The organism is Streptomyces sp. NRRL S-1022 (assembly GCF_000720135.1).
Classification (GTDB): Bacteria; Actinomycetota; Actinomycetes; order Streptomycetales; family Streptomycetaceae; genus Streptomyces.
The window spans coordinates 375,571-390,405 of the sequence record NZ_JOIU01000008.1; the positions used below are offsets into that span (position 1 = coordinate 375,571).

Below are 14,835 nucleotides of genomic sequence, written 5' to 3' on the forward strand. Positions count from 1 at the left end.
GACGCGCGTCCTGGACCGTACGTGAACCGGGCCCCTACGAGGCCCGTTGGCGCCGTTGGGCCGGACGCGCTCGCGCGGCCGGCTGCCGGCTTCCGTTCCCACGCGACGAGGAGTGCCGGCAGGCGTCGCCCGCGCCGACGGCTCCCCTGCGGGAGACGGCCGACCTCTCACTGGCGCTGGTCACCTGCTCCCCCAACCGTCAGCAAGGGCGCCCGGTGAACGAACACCGGGCGCCCTTCGGGGTGTGGGAGGTGCGTGTGCGTCAGAAGCGGGGTAGCAGTGACGGCTTCGCGCCCCGCCCGGCGGGCGGGGTGCAGGTGACGTCCCGGGCCGGGAGCTTCCCGGTGCTCAGGTAGGCGTCGACGGCGCGGTCGGCGCAGGCGCGCGGGTCACCGGAGTAGACACCGTGGCCCTCGCCGCCCTTGACGTACACCATGCGGGAGCCCTTCAGGGCGCGGTGCATGCCAAGGCCGCTGGCCAGGGGCGTCTGGGAGTCCCACTGGTTCTGGACGGTCATCAGACGGACCTTGTTGCCGACCTCGGTGACGGGCCCGGCCGGCGTGCCCCAGAAGGCGCAGGGCATGATGTTGGAGGCGAAGTCGCCGTAGAGCGGGTACCTGGCCTTGTCCCGGACGGCGTCCCGACGGTACTGCTCCGGGTCGTGCGACCAGGCCGCGGTGTCACCGCAGAGCACCGTCCAGAAGGCGGCGGAGCCGTTGTCCGCCGGAATCCGCGCGGCCGCGGACCCCGTCGGCGCGGAGGTCCAGCGGGGTGCCTGCCGGACGCCGGGCGGCAGGAGGGAGTGGCGGGAGGAACCGTGGCCGGCCGCGGCCTTCTTGAGTTCGGTCACCGCCTCGGCCGCGTACTTGGGGGAGAAGAACACGGGGCGCAGGCCGGCGCGGATGTCGTCACCGGTGAACTTCTGGCCGCCGTCGTCGATGGGGGTGCGGTCGGCCCGGGCGACCAGGTCCCAGAACGTCTTGCGCACCTGGGCCGGGGTGCTGCCGAGCTTGTAGGTGCGGTGGCGCTGCGCGGTCCACTTCGTCCAGCGGGTGAACGCCGGCTCGGTGCCCGACGCCCAGACCTGGATCATGCCGCGCCAGATCCGGGCCGGGTCGACGGAGCTGTCCAGCACGAAGCGGTCGGTGCGCTGCGGGAACATCTGCGCGTAGACGGCGCCGAGATAGGTGCCGTAGGAGTAGCCCAGGTAGGAGAGCTTCTTCTCGCCCAGGACCGCGCGGATGACGTCCATGTCACGGGCGGTGTTGCGGGTGGTGATGTACCGGAGCGTGTCGCCGTTCCTGGTACGGCACTTGTCGGCGACGGTCCGGGCCCACTTGACGTCCCGGCTGAACGTCTCGGCCTTGTAGGGGTGCTGGAAGTTCTGCTCCGCCTCGGTGAGGCCGCAGGTGACCGGGGTGCTGCGGCCGACGCCGCGCGGGTCGAAGCCGATGAGGTCGTACCGCTCGCGGACCTTCTTGGGCAGCACGTCCTTCATCTCGGCGGGCATGTCCAGGCCCTCGCCCCCCGGGCCGCCGGGGTTGAAGAGGAGCGCGCCGTGCCGCTTGCCGGGGACGCTGGTCTTCAGCCGGGAGACGGCCAGCTTGATCGTCTTGCCGCCGGGGCGGCCGTAGTCGAGCGGGACCTTGATCGTGGCGCACTGGAACGCGGCGGGCTGCGACGCGTCGCATCTGTGCCACGCGGGCTTCTGGGCGGTGAACCTCCCCAGCGGTTCGGCCGCGGATGCCTGCGCCGGGGCGAGGGCGGGGACGAGGGTCGCCGTGACCCCCGCGGCGAGCAAGGGCGCCAAGCGTCCTATCCGCACGATGGACGTTCCTTTCCGTCAACTTGAGGGACGGAAAGAGGGTTTCGTGTCCACCGGGGTGTACGGATCCATCTGGGGGCCGGTCTTGCTCCACCTCCCGGTGGACACGGAAAGGGACTTGGGGAGGAGAACCCGAACGGGCTGTTTTCCCTCCGCCCCCCCCCGGTTCAGCGGCGCCGCAGCCGGCGCAGACCGAACAGGACCGCCGCGCCGGCCACGACGATCACGGCGCCGACCTTCAGCCCGGAACCGCCCTTGTCCGCCGCGGACCCTGAACCACCGTCCCCGGAAGGTGACTTCGCGGCGGGCCGGTCAGGGGCGTCCACGGCCTGTACGGCACTGTTCGCGCCCTCGCTGCCGTACATCAGTTTGCTGCCGTCGGCGGAGTACGACACGGACTCGCCCTGCCCCTGCAACGGGACGTCCAGCCGCCCCTTGCGCTGGATCCGGCCGCCGTTCCAGTCGTAGGAGATGCCGCCGAAGTAGCCGCGGACGGCGAGGTGCCGGCCGTCCGGGGAGAAGGCGGCGTCGGTGGCCCACAGGTCGACGGCGGCGACGGGCTTGAACACGTTCGCGCCCGAGGTGGAGAGGGTGGCCGGGCCCTCGTACAGGTGCCCGCCGTCCTCCTTCTTGTCGATGATGTAGACGCGGCCGGTCCGGGGGTGGACGAGCAGCGACTCGGCGTCACGCGGCCCGTCGGAGTACTTCACGACGTACTGCGTGGCCGTGACGGTCTGGTCGGTCAGCTTCTTCGGCTCGGGCAGCCGGTAGATCCACACGTACGGCCACCTGCCGCCGAAGTTGTCGCCGATGTCGCCGACGTAGATCTCGTCGTGCGGCCCGATGGAGATGGCCTCGACGTCCCGCGGGGAGCCGATGCCGCGCAGGGTGATCCGGGCGACGGTCTTCCCGGTGGCGCTGTCCACGGCGTAGAGGTACGGCCCGTCGTCGCTGTCGTTGTGCGTCCAGTAGACGCCGGGGTGCTGCCGGGAGGCGGCGAGCCCGCTGGACTCGGTGATCCGCGGGTCCTTGAGGGTGAACCCCTGGTCCCCCGCCCCCTCGGCGGATCCGTCGGCGGCGGTGGCGGGCAGCGCGCAGGCGCCGGTGAGCAGCACCCCGGCGAGAACGGCGAACGGTCGACGCATGCCCCAAGCCTGCCACTCCCGGCGGGGGTTCAGGCGGCGGGCCGGCCGGGGCCGGGTGGACGTGGTCCGCCTCACAACCACCACGGATCCCATGCGTCACCGGCATCGTCCATGATGAGCGAATGCTTAGGTTCATGCCCGTGGGCGACTCCATGACGATCGGGAGCGCGAGCGACCACACATGGCGTTACCGGCTGTGGCAGCACCTGTGCGGGGCGTACGGCGGCCCGTTCACCTTCGTCGGCCCGCGCGAGACGCTGTACGACCAGCAGGCCGGCGCCCCGACGTCCCTCGCCTACGCCGACCCCGGCTTCCCGCGCGCCCACCTCGCGGGCTGGGGCGAGGGCTGGCTGCACATGGCCCCGCTGATCGGCGAGGCGGTGCGCACCCACCGCCCCGACGTCCTGCTGGTCTCCCTCGGCCTGATCGACCTGGGCTTCTACACGAACGCCGAGCAGACGGCGGAGAACGTACGGGCGTTCGTCGCGGGCGCGCGCGAGGCGGACCCGCGCATCCGGATGGTGCTGCTGCCCGTCATCCCGAACATCCGGGCGGCGGCGGACCCGCTCTTCGCCGAGCAGGTGGACCGGTTCAACGTGCTGCTCGCCAAGACGGTGGCCGACCTGGACGAGCCCCGCTCGACACTCCTGCTCGCCTCGCCGCCGGAGGGGTACGACATCCACACCGACACCTACGACGGCACGCACCCCAACGGCCGCGGTGAGCAGCGGATCGCGGAGGCGTTCGCGGGGGCGATGCGGGAGGCGTGGGGGGTCGGCGGGGCGTACGTGGCCTGATCGGTTCGACCGGATTCCGGCGCGTCCCGGCCGGGGTACGTATCGTTGTACCGCGCGGCCGCACTCTTCCGGGGAGCGGCCGGGGAGGAGCGCCACGATGACCGTCCTGGAAGACAGGATCGAGATCAAGATGGCCGATGCCAACACCAGGCGCTTGGACGAGTGGTTCGAGCGGCTTGAGCGGATGCCCGTCCCCGACGGATACAAGGTCGAGGTCGTGGGGGGCGATGTCTTCATGACGCCGCAGCGGGATGTCCGCTGGCAAACCATCCGCGAGATCCTGTGGGCGCTCGAAGATCGCTTCGGGAGGCGCTCGGCGCGCGTGTTCTCGGACGTCCGCATCGACTTCCCCGGCAACGGGAACGGCTTCTGCCCCGACGTGGCCAAGCTCCGCGAAGGTGCGGCGAAGGACGACGACGGACGCTGGCGTCACGAAGACGTGGAGTTCGTCGCCGAGGTGGTCTCGAAGGGGACGGCCCACAACGACTACGGGCCCAAGAAGACCGCCTACGCTCGCGCAGGAGTCCCCGTGTACCTCATCGCCGACCCGTACCAGGGCAGGTGCCATGTGTACACGGAGCCCAAGAAGGGCGAGTACACCTGCGAGCTGCGCGTCGATTACGGCACCGACGTCGACCTCACCACAACCCCGCTCCGACTCGCCCTCAGAACCACCGAGTTCCCCCGCGACTGACCGCCACGGCCCCGCATCGGCCGAAAGCCCTTGCATAGAGCGCACTCCAAGCCGTTGGCTGGTGGACCATGGAGTACACGCAGCTCGGACGCACGGGACTCAAGGTCAGCCGACTCGTCCTCGGGACGATGAACTTCGGTCCGCAGACCGACGAAGCCGACAGCCACGCCATCATGGACGCGGCGCTGGACGCGGGCATCAACTTCTTCGACACCGCCAACGTGTACGGCTGGGGCGAGAACAAGGGCCGGACCGAGTCGATCATCGGCAACTGGTTCGCCCAGGGCGGCGGACGGCGCGAGAAGACCGTCATCGCCACCAAGGTGTACGGCAACATGGACACGGACGGCGCGACCGTCTGGCCCAACCACGACAAGCTCTCCGCGCTGAACATCCGGCGCGCGGTGGACGCCAGCCTGAAGCGGCTGCAGACCGACTACATCGACCTCTACCAGTTCCACCACATCGACCGGAACACCCCGTTCGAGGAGATCTGGCAGGCGATCGACGTCCTCGTCCAGCAGGGCAAGATCCTCTACGTCGGCTCCAGCAACTTCCCCGGCTACAAGATCGCCCAGGCCAACGAGACCGCCGCCCGGCGCGGCGGCACCATCGGCCTGGTCAGCGAGCAGTGCCTGTACAACCTCGCCGAGCGCCGCGCCGAGATGGAGGTCATCCCGGCCGCGCAGGACTACGGCCTCGGTGTCATCCCGTGGTCGCCGCTGCACGGCGGGCTGCTGGGCGGGGTCATCAAGAAGGAGGTCCAGGGCGGCCGCCGCGCCTCCGGCCGGGCCGCCGAGACGCTGGGCGACCCCTCGGCCCGCGCGCAGATCCAGGCCTACGAGGACCTGCTCGACAAGCACGGCCTGGAGCCCGGCGAGGTCGCCCTGGCCTGGCTGCTCACCCGCCCCGGCGTGACCGGCCCGATCGTCGGTCCGCGCACCGCCGGACAGCTGGAGTCGGCGCTCAGGGCGGTGGAGCTGGAGCTGGGCGAGGACCTGCTGAAGAGCCTGGACGAGATCTTCCCGGGCCCGGGCCCGTCCCCGGAGGCCTTCGCCTGGTGACGCCGGAAGGGGCGGCGGGGCTGCATGCGGCATGCGGCTCCGCCGCGTCGGCGGCCGGACGTACCGCTACCTGACGGCCGACGCCAAGGCCACCACCACGAACAACAACACAAGCGCACCGGCCATGATCCGGTTCCGGGTTTTCGGGTCCACGTATGCGAGACTAACCGGCCCCGCCCAGAGCCCAGCGCTCGACCACCTCGTACCGGGGCTGTTCCCCCGGTACCCCGGACGTCGGCAGCCGGCTGCGCACGAGCGCCACGTCGGCCACGGTCCAGCTCCGCCCGGCGAACTCGGCGAGCAGCCGCACATACGGCCGTACGTCGACCGTGTCCCGGCTGCGGGCCAGCGTCAGGTGGGCCTTGTACCGCCGGTGCTCCCCCATCTCCACGCCCGCCTTGCGCGCCGCCGCCTCCGCCCGGTCGGCCAGCAGCCGCAGCTCCTCCACGTCGCCCCGGGCGCCCGTCCACAGCGCGCGGCCCCGGCCGAACTGGCCGCCGCCGGCGACGGCGAGCGAGAAGGGCGCCGAACGGCGGGCCGCGCGGGCCAGCCGGTCCGAGAGGGCGGGGACGACGTCGTCGGGGACCTCGCCGTAGAAGGCGAGGGTGAAGTGCCAGCCGGGGCGCTCGGTCCAGCGCAGCCGGCCGGCGTCCGGGAGCTCCCGCAACCGGGCCACCTCGGCGGCGAGCTCGTCGGCGATGTCCTGCGGGGGCAGTACGGCGGCGAAGAGTCTCATGGCCTCACGATCGCAGACCCCGGGCGACATGATGGGGTCATGACGATCACCATTCGAGAAGGCGGCCCGGACGACCTCCCCGCGATACTCGGCATGCTCGACAGCAGTGTGGAGTGGCTGGTCTCACAGGGGCGGACCGTGCAGTGGGGCACCGAACCGCTGTCGCGGCACGAGGGGACGGTACGGGCGGTGGCGAAGGCCATGGGCGAGGGCACCACGTACATCGCCGAGGTGGACGGCGTCCCGGCCGCCACGCTGACCCTCACCGACGCGCCCGGCTCCTACCTGTCCCACCTGCCGCCGCCCGGCGAGCCCGAGCGGTACGTCCACTGGCTCGCCTCCGACCGCCGCTTCAAGGGCCTGGGCGCGGGCAGCGCCCTGCTCGCGCACGCCGCCGAGGTGACCCGGCGGGCCGGCGTGGGACTGCTGCGCGTGGATTGCTACGCGGGCGGTGACCGCAGGCTCGTCGCCTACTACGAGGCCAACGGCTTCACCCCGACCCACACCTACACCCACGGCCCGGACGACTGGCCGGGCCAGGTACTGGCCCGAAGGCTCGACTAGCCCCCACCGGGCCGGGGCGCCCTCCGGGCCGGGGCACCCCTTCCGGGCCTTGGGAATCCCCTCCGGGCCGGGGGACCCCCTCCGGGCCGGGGACCCCCTTCCGGGCTAAGGCACCGCCTCCGGGCCGGGGGACCCCTTCCGGGCTAAGGCACCGCCTCCGGGGCCGAGGCACTCCTTCCGGGCCGGGGACCCCCTCCGGGCCGGGGACCCCCTCCGCGCTGGGGACCCCCTCCGGGCCGGGGCACCCCCTCCGGGCTAAGGCACCGCCTCCGGGCCGGGGGACCCCTTCCGGGCTAAGGCACCGCCTCCGGGGCCGAGGGACCCCATCCGGGCCGGGGCACCCCTTCCGGGCCGGGGACCCCCTTCCGGGCTAAGGCACCGCCTCCGGGGCCGAGGAACCCCATCCGGGCCGGGGCACCCCTTCCGGGCCGGGGCACCCCTTCCGGGCCGGGGCACCCCTTCCGGGCCGGGGCACCCCTTCCGGGCCGGGGCAGCCCCCTTCTGGGCCGAGGCACCCCCACCGGACCGAGACACCCCCACCGGGCCGGGGGACCCCCTCCGGGCTAAGGCACCTCACCGGGCCGAGACACCCCCACCGGGCCGGGCCCCCCGGGGCCGAGGCGCGTGCCACCGGGGCCGAGGCGCGTGCCCCCGAGTCCGCCGTGGCGCCTATGCCGCCGTGGCCAGCTGCTCTCGTTCGCGTGGCACGAAGCGGACCCGGGGGTGGCCGTGGTGCCAGCCCACCGACAGGCGCAGGCCGCCGATGCGGGTCAGGACCAGGCCGACCGTGGCGGCTGCCGCGGCCGAGATCACACCGCCGGCCGCGAAGCCGATCCGGGCACCGTAGGTGTCGGTGACCCAGCCGACCACCGGCGCGCCCAGCGGCGTACCGCCCATGAAGACCATCATGAACAGGGCCATCACCCGGCCGCGCATGGCCGGGTCGGTGGCCATCTGCACGGCCGTGTTGGCGGTGACGTTCACCGTCAGGCCGAACATGCCGATCGGCACCATGAGCAGCGCGAACAGCCAGTACGACGGAGCCACGGCGGCCACGGTCTCCAGCGTGCCGAAGGCCAGCGCGGCGGCGATCAGGACGCGCAGCCGGGCCGTGCCGCGCCGGGCGGCCAGCAGGGCGCCGACCAGGGAGCCGACGGCCATCAGGGTGTTGAAGAGGCTGTAGGCGCCGGCACCGGCGTCGAAGACGTCGTCGGCGTAGGCGGACAGCCACACCGGGAAGTTGAAGCCGAAGGTGCCGATGAAGCCGACCAGGACGATCGGCCAGATCAGCTCCGGCCGCCCGGCGACGTAGCGCAGGCCCTCGCGCAGCTGGCCCTTGCCGCGCGGCGCGCGCTCGACCACGTGCAGCTCGCGGGCCCGCATCAGCAGCAGGCCGGCGATGGGCGCGGCGAAGGACAGGCCGTTGGCGAGGAACGCCCAGCCGGTGCCCACCCCGGTGATCATGAGGCCGGCCACGGCGGGGCCGACCAGCCGGGCGGACTGGAAGTTCGCGGAGTTCAGGCTGACCGCGTTCTGCAGCTGCTCGGGGCCGACCATCTCGGAGACGAAGGACTGCCGGGCGGGGTTGTCGACCACCGTGGCGAGGCCGACGGCGAACGCGGCGACGTAGACGTGCCAGACCTGGACCTGGCCGGAGAGGGTCAGCGCGGCGAGCGCGAGACCGGTGACGGCCATCGCGGACTGCGTGAACAGCAGCGTGGGCCGCTTGGGCAGGCGGTCCACGAGGACACCGCCGTACAGGCCGAACAGCAGCATCGGCAGGAACTGCAGGGCCGTCGTGATGCCGACGGCCGCGGAGGAGCCGGTGAGGCCGAGGACCAGCCAGTCCTGGGCGATGCGCTGCATCCAGGTGCCGGTGTTGGAGACGACCTGGCCGAGGAAGAAGAGGCGGTAGTTCCGGATCTTCAGCGAGCTGAACATCGAGGACCTACGGGGCACGACAGGGGTGGTAGGGGCCGGTGCGGGGGCGGAAGGTGTTCCGGGTCCCGTACTCAAACGGGTCGCCTCCTTCGGTGGTGCTTACAGGTGTGCGAGCTTCTCCAGTACGGGGGCGGCGGCGCGCAGGGCGGCCCACTCGTCCTCGTCGAGGCCCTCGGCCAGGGTCGCCAGGAAGGCGTTCCGCTTGCGGCGGCTCTCCTCCAGCATGGCCTCGGCCTGCTCGGTCTGGGTGACGACCTTCTGGCGCCGGTCCTCGGGGTGCGGCTCCAGCCGGACCAGGCCCTTGGCTTCGAGCAGCGCGACGATGCGGGTCATCGACGGCGGCTGGACGTGCTCCTTGCGGGCGAGTTCGCCCGGGGTGGCACTGCCGCAGCGGGCGAGGGTGCCGAGCACCGACATCTCGGTGGGGCTGAGCGACTCGTCGACCCGCTGGTGCTTGAGGCGACGGGACAGCCGCATCACGGCGGAGCGGAGAGCGTTCACGGCGGCAGCGTCGTCGCCATGGGAAAGGTCCGGCATGTTCCTTAGAGTAACTCATTACTCTCGCTAAGGACCAGTCGCGCGCGCCCGCGTTGCCCGTGACACCCGCCACTGAACCGCAAGATCACCCGTACGAGTGAGCCGGTTCCGGAAAGTGACGCATCGAAGGCCCCGCTGTGGCGACCCTCGTACACATGGGGACCAGTGTGCTCAGCCTGCGGATAGACGAGGAGCTGCTCGAACGGCTCCGGCACCACGCGGCGAAAAGAGGAATGAGCGTCCAGGACTATGTCGTCCGGACGCTCATTCGGGATGACTTCGACGAGCGGTTCCAGACCGCCGTCGAGGAGACGGAGAGGTTCTACGGGGTCACCTGACGGCTCCCGCGCGGGCTCAGGTGAGGCCCAGGGCCGGCATCAGGTAGTAGAAGGCGAAGACGGCCGAGACGATGTACATCGGGACCGGGATCTCCCGGCCCCGGCCGGCGGCCAGGCGCAGCAGGGTGAAGGTGATGAAGCCCATGCCGATGCCGTTCGTGATCGAGTAGGTGAACGGCATCATCAGCATCGTCACGAAGGCCGGGATCGCGATGGTGTAGTCCGCCCAGTCGATCTCCTTGATGGAGTTCGACAGGATCAGGAAGCCGACCGCGACCAGCGCCGGGGTGGCCGCCTGGGACGGGACCATCGTGGCGATCGGGGTGAGGAACAGCGCGACGGCGAAGAGGCCGCCCGTGACGACGTTCGCGAGGCCGGTCCTGGCGCCCTCACCCACACCGGCCGTGGACTCCACGAAGGCGGTGGTGGCCGAGGAGGAGCTGGCACCGCCCGCCGCGACCGCGAGGCCGTCGACGAAGAGGACCTTGTTGATGCCCGGCATGTAGCCCTCGGCGTCGGTCAGCTTGGCCTCGTCGCTGATGCCCATGATCGTGCCCATCGCGTCGAAGAAGCACGACAGCAGGACCGTGAAGACGAACAGGATGCCGGTCAGCACGCCGACCTTGGAGAAGCCGCCGAACAGGCTGACCTTGCCGACCAGGCCGAAGTCGGGGCTGGCGACCGGGTTGCCCGGCCACTTCGGCACCGTCAGGCCCCAGGAGGGGATCGTGGCGACCGCGTTGACGATCACGGCGAGGACGGTCATGCCGACGATGGAGATGAGGATCGCGCCCGGCACCTTGCGGACGATCAGCGCGAAGGTGAGCAGCGCGCCGAGGATGAAGACCAGCACCGGCCAGCCGGTGAGGTGGCCGCCGGTGCCCAGCTGGACCGGGACGGTGGTCTGGGCGACGTCCGGCATCCGGGTGACGAAGCCGGAGTCGACCAGGCCGATCAGCATGATGAACAGGCCGATACCGATCGAGATCGCCTTGCGCAGGCCGAACGGCACGGCGTTCATCACGCGCTCGCGCAGGCCGGTGGCGACCAGCAGCATGACCACGAAACCGGCGAGGACGACCATGCCCATGGCGTCCGGCCAGGACATGCGCGGCGCGAGCTGGAGGGCGACGACGGAGTTCACACCGAGGCCGGCGGCGAGCGCGATCGGCACGTTGCCAATGACACCCATCAGCAGCGTGCTGAAGGCGGCCGTCAGCGCGGTGGCCGTCACCAGCTGACCGTTGTCCAGGTGGTGCCCGTACATGTCCTTCGCGCTGCCGAGGATGATCGGGTTCAGCACGATGATGTACGCCATCGCGAAAAAGGTGGCGAAACCGCCACGGACCTCGCGGGCGACGCTGCTGCCGCGCTCGGAGATCCTGAAGTAGCGGTCGAGGGCGCCGCTGGCCGGCGCGCCCCCCGGCTTTTCGGGGGTGGGGACCTTGGCCTGGGCCGAGGTGGACATGGAGGACCTCATCCCCAGCGAGGTTCCCCCGAGCCCCGTTGGAGTTTCCTACGATCAGAAGCGGTCAGAGACAAACGGTTTCAGTATGAAGGTATGAGGGAGAGATCGCTATCTCCGCGCGTAGACAGTGGCGGCGCATAAGCTGTGCCCATGGCTAAGTGGACCCCCGAGCACGAGGCGCCGGAGCCCCTGGAGGGGCCCGTGGTCGCCACCATCACCGGCGGCACCCTCGTGTGGTTCGTCCTCTTCCTGGTCCAGCTCCCCTTCTACGGCTGGTTCGAGGACCACGGACACCTGTGGTGGCTGTGGACGTGCCTGGCCGGGGGCGGGCTGGGGCTGATCGGCGTCTGGTACGTGCGCAGGCGGGACGCGGCGATCAAACGGTCGGCCGGGGTGCGGGCGGCGTCCGCCGAATAGCCGCCCCCGCACGCGCTCTCCGGCCGGGCGAGCCGGTGGGCAGGTGGGCGAAATCGCACGTAACGTCGAGTGCATGAGCCATATAGACGCGGGCGCCGAACTCGACCCCGTCCATCCCGTGGCCCTGCCGGCGACCCGGCCGTCAGGGCTGACCGGCGCGGAAGTGGCACAGCGGCGCTCGCGTGGCCAGGTCAACGACGTGCCCGTGCGCAGCAGCCGCACGCTGGGGCAGATCGTCCGGGCGAACGTCTTCACCCGGTTCAATGCGATCATCGGTGTGCTCTGGCTGGTCATGCTGGTCGTCGCGCCGATCCAGGACAGCCTCTTCGGCTTCGTGATCCTCGCCAACACCGGTATCGGCATCGTCCAGGAGTGGCGGGCCAAGCAGACCCTGGACGCCCTCGCGGTGGTCGGGGAGGCCCGGCCGACGGTCCGCCGGGACGGGGTGGCGACCCAGGTGGCCACCCATGAGATCGTCCTGGACGACCTCATCGAGATCGGCCCCGGGGACAAGATCGTCGTCGACGGCGTGTGCGCGGAGGCGGACGGGCTGGAGATCGACGAGTCGCTGCTCACCGGCGAGGCCGACCCCGTCGTCAAACGCCCAGGCGACCAGGTGCTGTCCGGCAGCTTCGTGGTCGCGGGCGGCGGCGCCTTCACGGCCGCCAAGGTCGGCCGCGAGGCCTACGCCGCCCGGCTCGCCGAGGAGGCCTCCCGCTTCACGCTCGTCCACTCCGAGCTGCGCACCGGCGTCTCCACCATCCTCAAGTACGTCACCTGGATGATGGTCCCGGCGGCCGTCGGGCTCGTCATCACCCAGCTCGTCGTCAAGAACGACGACCTGAAGGACGCAGTGGGCCGCACGGTCGGCGGGATCGTGCCGATGGTCCCCGAGGGGCTGGTGCTGCTCACCTCGGTCGCCTTCGCGATCGGCGTCATCCGGCTCGGCCGCAAGCAGTGCCTGGTGCAGGAGCTGCCCGCCATCGAGGGCCTGGCCCGCGTCGACACCGTCTGCCTGGACAAGACCGGCACGCTCACCGAGGGCGGGATGGACGTCGGCGAGCTGCGGCCGCTCGACGGGGCCGACGAGTCGTACCTGCGCAAGGTGCTCGGCGCGCTCGGCGAGTCCGACCCGCACCCCAACCCCTCACTCCAGGCGATCATCGACGCCTATCCGGACAGCGAGGACTGGCGCTGCGTCGAGTCGCTCCCGTTCTCCTCCGCCCGCAAGTACAGCGGGGCCGCGTTCAGCGAGGGCGACGGCGAGACCAGTACCTGGCTGCTGGGTGCCCCCGACGTGCTGCTCGCCCCCGGCGACCCGGCCCTGGCCGAGACCGAGCAGCTGAACGAGCAGGGGCTGCGCGTGCTGCTGCTGGCCCGCGCGCACCGCGACCTGGACGACTCCGAGCCGGCCCGGGGCGCCCGCCCCACCGCCCTGGTCGTCCTGGAGCAGCGGCTGCGGTCCGACGCGGCCGAGACCCTGCGCTACTTCGCCGAGCAGGACGTCCGGGCCAAGGTCGTCTCCGGAGACAACGCGGTGTCGGTCGGCGCGGTCGCCGGGAAGCTGGGGCTGGACGGTACGGCGGTGGACGCGCGGCGGCTGCCCGCCGACGGGCCGGAGCTGGCGCGGGCCCTCGACACGGGCACCGTCTTCGGGCGGGTCACCCCGCAGCAGAAGCGGGACATGGTCGGCGCGCTCCAGTCGCGCGGGCACACGGTCGCGATGACCGGGGACGGGGTGAACGACGTCCTCGCCCTGAAGGACGCGGACATCGGGGTCGCCATGGGCTCCGGTTCGGAGGCCACCCGGGCGGTGGCCCAGATCGTGCTGCTGGACAACAGCTTCGCGACACTGCCCTCGGTGGTCGCCGAGGGCCGCCGGGTGATCGGCAACATCACGCGCGTGGCGACCCTGTTCCTGGTGAAGACGGTCTACTCGGTGCTGCTGGCGCTGCTGGTGGTGTGCTGGCAGGTCGAGTACCCGTTCCTGCCGCGGCACCTGACCATGCTCTCCACGCTCACGATCGGCATCCCGGCCTTCTTCCTGGCCCTGGCGCCGAACACGGAGCGGGCCAGACCGCACTTCGTCCGCCGGGTGATGCGGTACGCGATCCCCGGGGGCGTGCTGGCGGGCCTGGCGACCTTCGTCACGTACCTGCTCGCCCGCCACCACTACAGCGGGTCCGGCGCGCTGGAGGCGGAGACGAGCGCGGCCACCCTGACCCTGTTCCTGATCTCCATGTGGGTACTGGCGATCATCGCCCGCCCCTACACCTGGTGGCGGGTGGCCCTGGTGGCCGCGATGGCCGTGGCCTTCCTGTTCGTCCTCGTCGTCCCGGCCCTGCAGCACTTCTTCGCGCTGCGGCTGGTCGGGATCGCGATGCCGTGGACGGCGGTCGGCGTGGCGGTGGTGGCGGCGGCCGTCCTGGAGTACCTGTGGAGGTGGGTCGGCCGCCGCTTCCCGGACTAGGCGTTACTGCACGTCGACGTAGTCACCCGCGGCGCTGACCGACGGGGTGGTCGAGGTGCCCGCGAAGGAGAAGCGCCAGTAACCGTCGTAGTTCGCGGTGGTGGTGGTCTTCAGGTTGCCGTACGAGTCGGTGGACACCGTCTTGACCGTGGTGTAGGTGGTCGTACCCGACTTGCGGAACTGGAGCTTGACCGGCTGGCTCGCGTAGCCGTGGTACGCGTGGTCCTCCCAGTTGGCGCGGGACAGCTTGCCGGTCACCGTGAGGGTCTTGCCCTTGCCGACCGGCTCGGGGCCGGCGTTGACCGTGAGCTGGGAGTAGCGCTGCACCAGGGTGCTGCCGAGGCCGCTCTGGTCCTTGTAGCCGACCTTGCTCATGTCGGCGGGGTTGTCCTGGTTCTGGCCGTTGAAGGCGACCGCCTCGGCGGCCACGCCCCAGGAACCGGCCCAGGCGTTCTTCAGGTCCCCGTCGGCCGGGTAGATGTCGACGGTGCCCTTGCAGGTGGCCGTCGTCGCGGAGGTGGCGGTGCAGGTCGCCGGGTTGTCGCCGTACAGCTCGGCGGTCGGGGTGTCGTACGAGCCCTTGTAGAGGTAGGCGTCGCTGTAGAAGTCGCTCGCGGCGATGTTCACGTCGGAACCGTGCGTCAGCGTGTACGAGTAGCTGGCGCTGACCTCGTTGGTGGTGCCGACCTTGATCGCCTTGGCGATCGTGACGTTCGAGAAGCTGGCGTTCAGCGTGTACGGGGTGCCCGAGTCACCGGTGGCGTGAGCGGCCGGGACTGCGAGGGCGGAGAGGGCCAGGGCGCCGGAGACGGCGGCCACGGTGGCACGTATGCGCATGT

Annotated in this window: 14 protein-coding genes; 7 read left to right on the top strand and 7 right to left on the bottom strand. The window is 71.3% G+C overall.

The annotated features are described in order from the left end of the window. Positions 1–262 precede the first annotated feature (262 nt). Positions 263–1,825: an alpha/beta hydrolase gene (locus tag IG05_RS0112200; RefSeq protein WP_078894065.1), complete on the bottom strand. Its 1,563-nt coding sequence runs from the start codon at positions 1,823–1,825 to the stop codon at positions 263–265. Between the two features lie 167 nt (positions 1,826–1,992). Continuing rightward, complete coding sequence (locus IG05_RS0112205; protein WP_030341881.1) at positions 1,993–2,970, bottom strand: hypothetical protein; 978 nt, start codon at positions 2,968–2,970, stop codon at positions 1,993–1,995. Positions 2,971–3,092: 122 nt separating this feature from the next. On the opposite strand from IG05_RS0112205, the gene IG05_RS0112210 reads away from it, so the two are divergent. The 3 genes from IG05_RS0112210 (at position 3,093) to IG05_RS0112220 (ending at position 5,525) form a co-directional block, all read left to right on the top strand. Beyond that, the gene (locus tag IG05_RS0112210; RefSeq protein ID WP_030341882.1) at positions 3,093–3,767 is read left to right on the top strand and encodes a GDSL-type esterase/lipase family protein; all 675 of its coding nucleotides are present in this window, start codon (positions 3,093–3,095) and stop codon (positions 3,765–3,767) included. Positions 3,768–3,864: 97 nt separating this feature from the next. Continuing rightward, positions 3,865–4,461 carry a Uma2 family endonuclease gene (locus IG05_RS0112215; RefSeq protein ID WP_030341884.1) on the top strand — a complete coding sequence of 199 codons (597 nt, stop codon included), beginning with the start codon at positions 3,865–3,867 and terminating at the stop codon, positions 4,459–4,461. 68 nt (positions 4,462–4,529) lie between these two features. Further along, positions 4,530–5,525: an aldo/keto reductase gene (locus IG05_RS0112220; protein WP_030341885.1), complete on the top strand. Its 996-nt coding sequence runs from the start codon at positions 4,530–4,532 to the stop codon at positions 5,523–5,525. Between the two features lie 163 nt (positions 5,526–5,688). Here IG05_RS0112220 and thpR read toward each other — a convergent pair whose 3' ends face one another. Then, complete coding sequence (gene thpR, locus IG05_RS0112225) at positions 5,689–6,261, bottom strand: RNA 2',3'-cyclic phosphodiesterase (RefSeq protein WP_030341887.1); 573 nt, start codon at positions 6,259–6,261, stop codon at positions 5,689–5,691. 39 nt (positions 6,262–6,300) lie between these two features. Here thpR and IG05_RS0112230 point away from each other — a divergent pair, with 39 nt between their 5' ends. Then, the gene (locus tag IG05_RS0112230; RefSeq protein ID WP_030341889.1) at positions 6,301–6,825 is read left to right on the top strand and encodes a GNAT family N-acetyltransferase; all 525 of its coding nucleotides are present in this window, start codon (positions 6,301–6,303) and stop codon (positions 6,823–6,825) included. A gap of 669 nt (positions 6,826–7,494) precedes the next feature. Here IG05_RS0112230 and IG05_RS0112235 read toward each other — a convergent pair. Continuing rightward, positions 7,495–8,841, bottom strand: coding sequence for an MFS transporter (locus IG05_RS0112235; RefSeq protein WP_420707586.1), 1,347 nt, complete (start codon positions 8,839–8,841; stop codon positions 7,495–7,497). A gap of 24 nt (positions 8,842–8,865) precedes the next feature. Beyond that, positions 8,866–9,303, bottom strand: a complete 438-nt coding sequence (locus tag IG05_RS0112240) for a MarR family winged helix-turn-helix transcriptional regulator (RefSeq protein WP_030341892.1) — start codon at positions 9,301–9,303, stop codon at positions 8,866–8,868. 155 nt (positions 9,304–9,458) lie between these two features. Here IG05_RS0112240 and IG05_RS0112245 point away from each other — a divergent pair, with 155 nt between their 5' ends. Beyond that, on the top strand, positions 9,459–9,641 hold the full coding sequence (locus IG05_RS0112245; RefSeq protein WP_030341894.1) for a ribbon-helix-helix protein, CopG family: 183 nt from the start codon (positions 9,459–9,461) through the stop codon (positions 9,639–9,641). Between the two features lie 16 nt (positions 9,642–9,657). Here the strand turns inward: IG05_RS0112245 and IG05_RS0112250 are convergent, their stop codons facing one another. After that, positions 9,658–11,109 (bottom strand): NCS2 family permease, encoded by a 1,452-nt coding sequence (locus IG05_RS0112250; RefSeq protein ID WP_030341895.1) that lies wholly within the window; start codon positions 11,107–11,109, stop codon positions 9,658–9,660. Positions 11,110–11,259: 150 nt separating this feature from the next. Between IG05_RS0112250 and IG05_RS0112255 the strand changes: the two genes are divergently transcribed. Beyond that, positions 11,260–11,526, top strand: a complete 267-nt coding sequence (locus IG05_RS0112255; protein WP_078894068.1) for a DUF2530 domain-containing protein — start codon at positions 11,260–11,262, stop codon at positions 11,524–11,526. A 73-nt stretch (positions 11,527–11,599) separates the two neighbouring features. Further along, a complete protein-coding gene (locus IG05_RS0112260; RefSeq protein ID WP_030341898.1) occupies positions 11,600–13,996 on the top strand; it encodes an HAD-IC family P-type ATPase in 2,397 nt (798 codons plus the stop codon). A gap of 3 nt (positions 13,997–13,999) precedes the next feature. Here IG05_RS0112260 and IG05_RS0112265 read toward each other — a convergent pair whose 3' ends face one another. Continuing rightward, positions 14,000–14,833: a hypothetical protein gene (locus IG05_RS0112265; protein WP_030341900.1), complete on the bottom strand. Its 834-nt coding sequence runs from the start codon at positions 14,831–14,833 to the stop codon at positions 14,000–14,002. Positions 14,834–14,835: the final 2 nt, after the last annotated feature.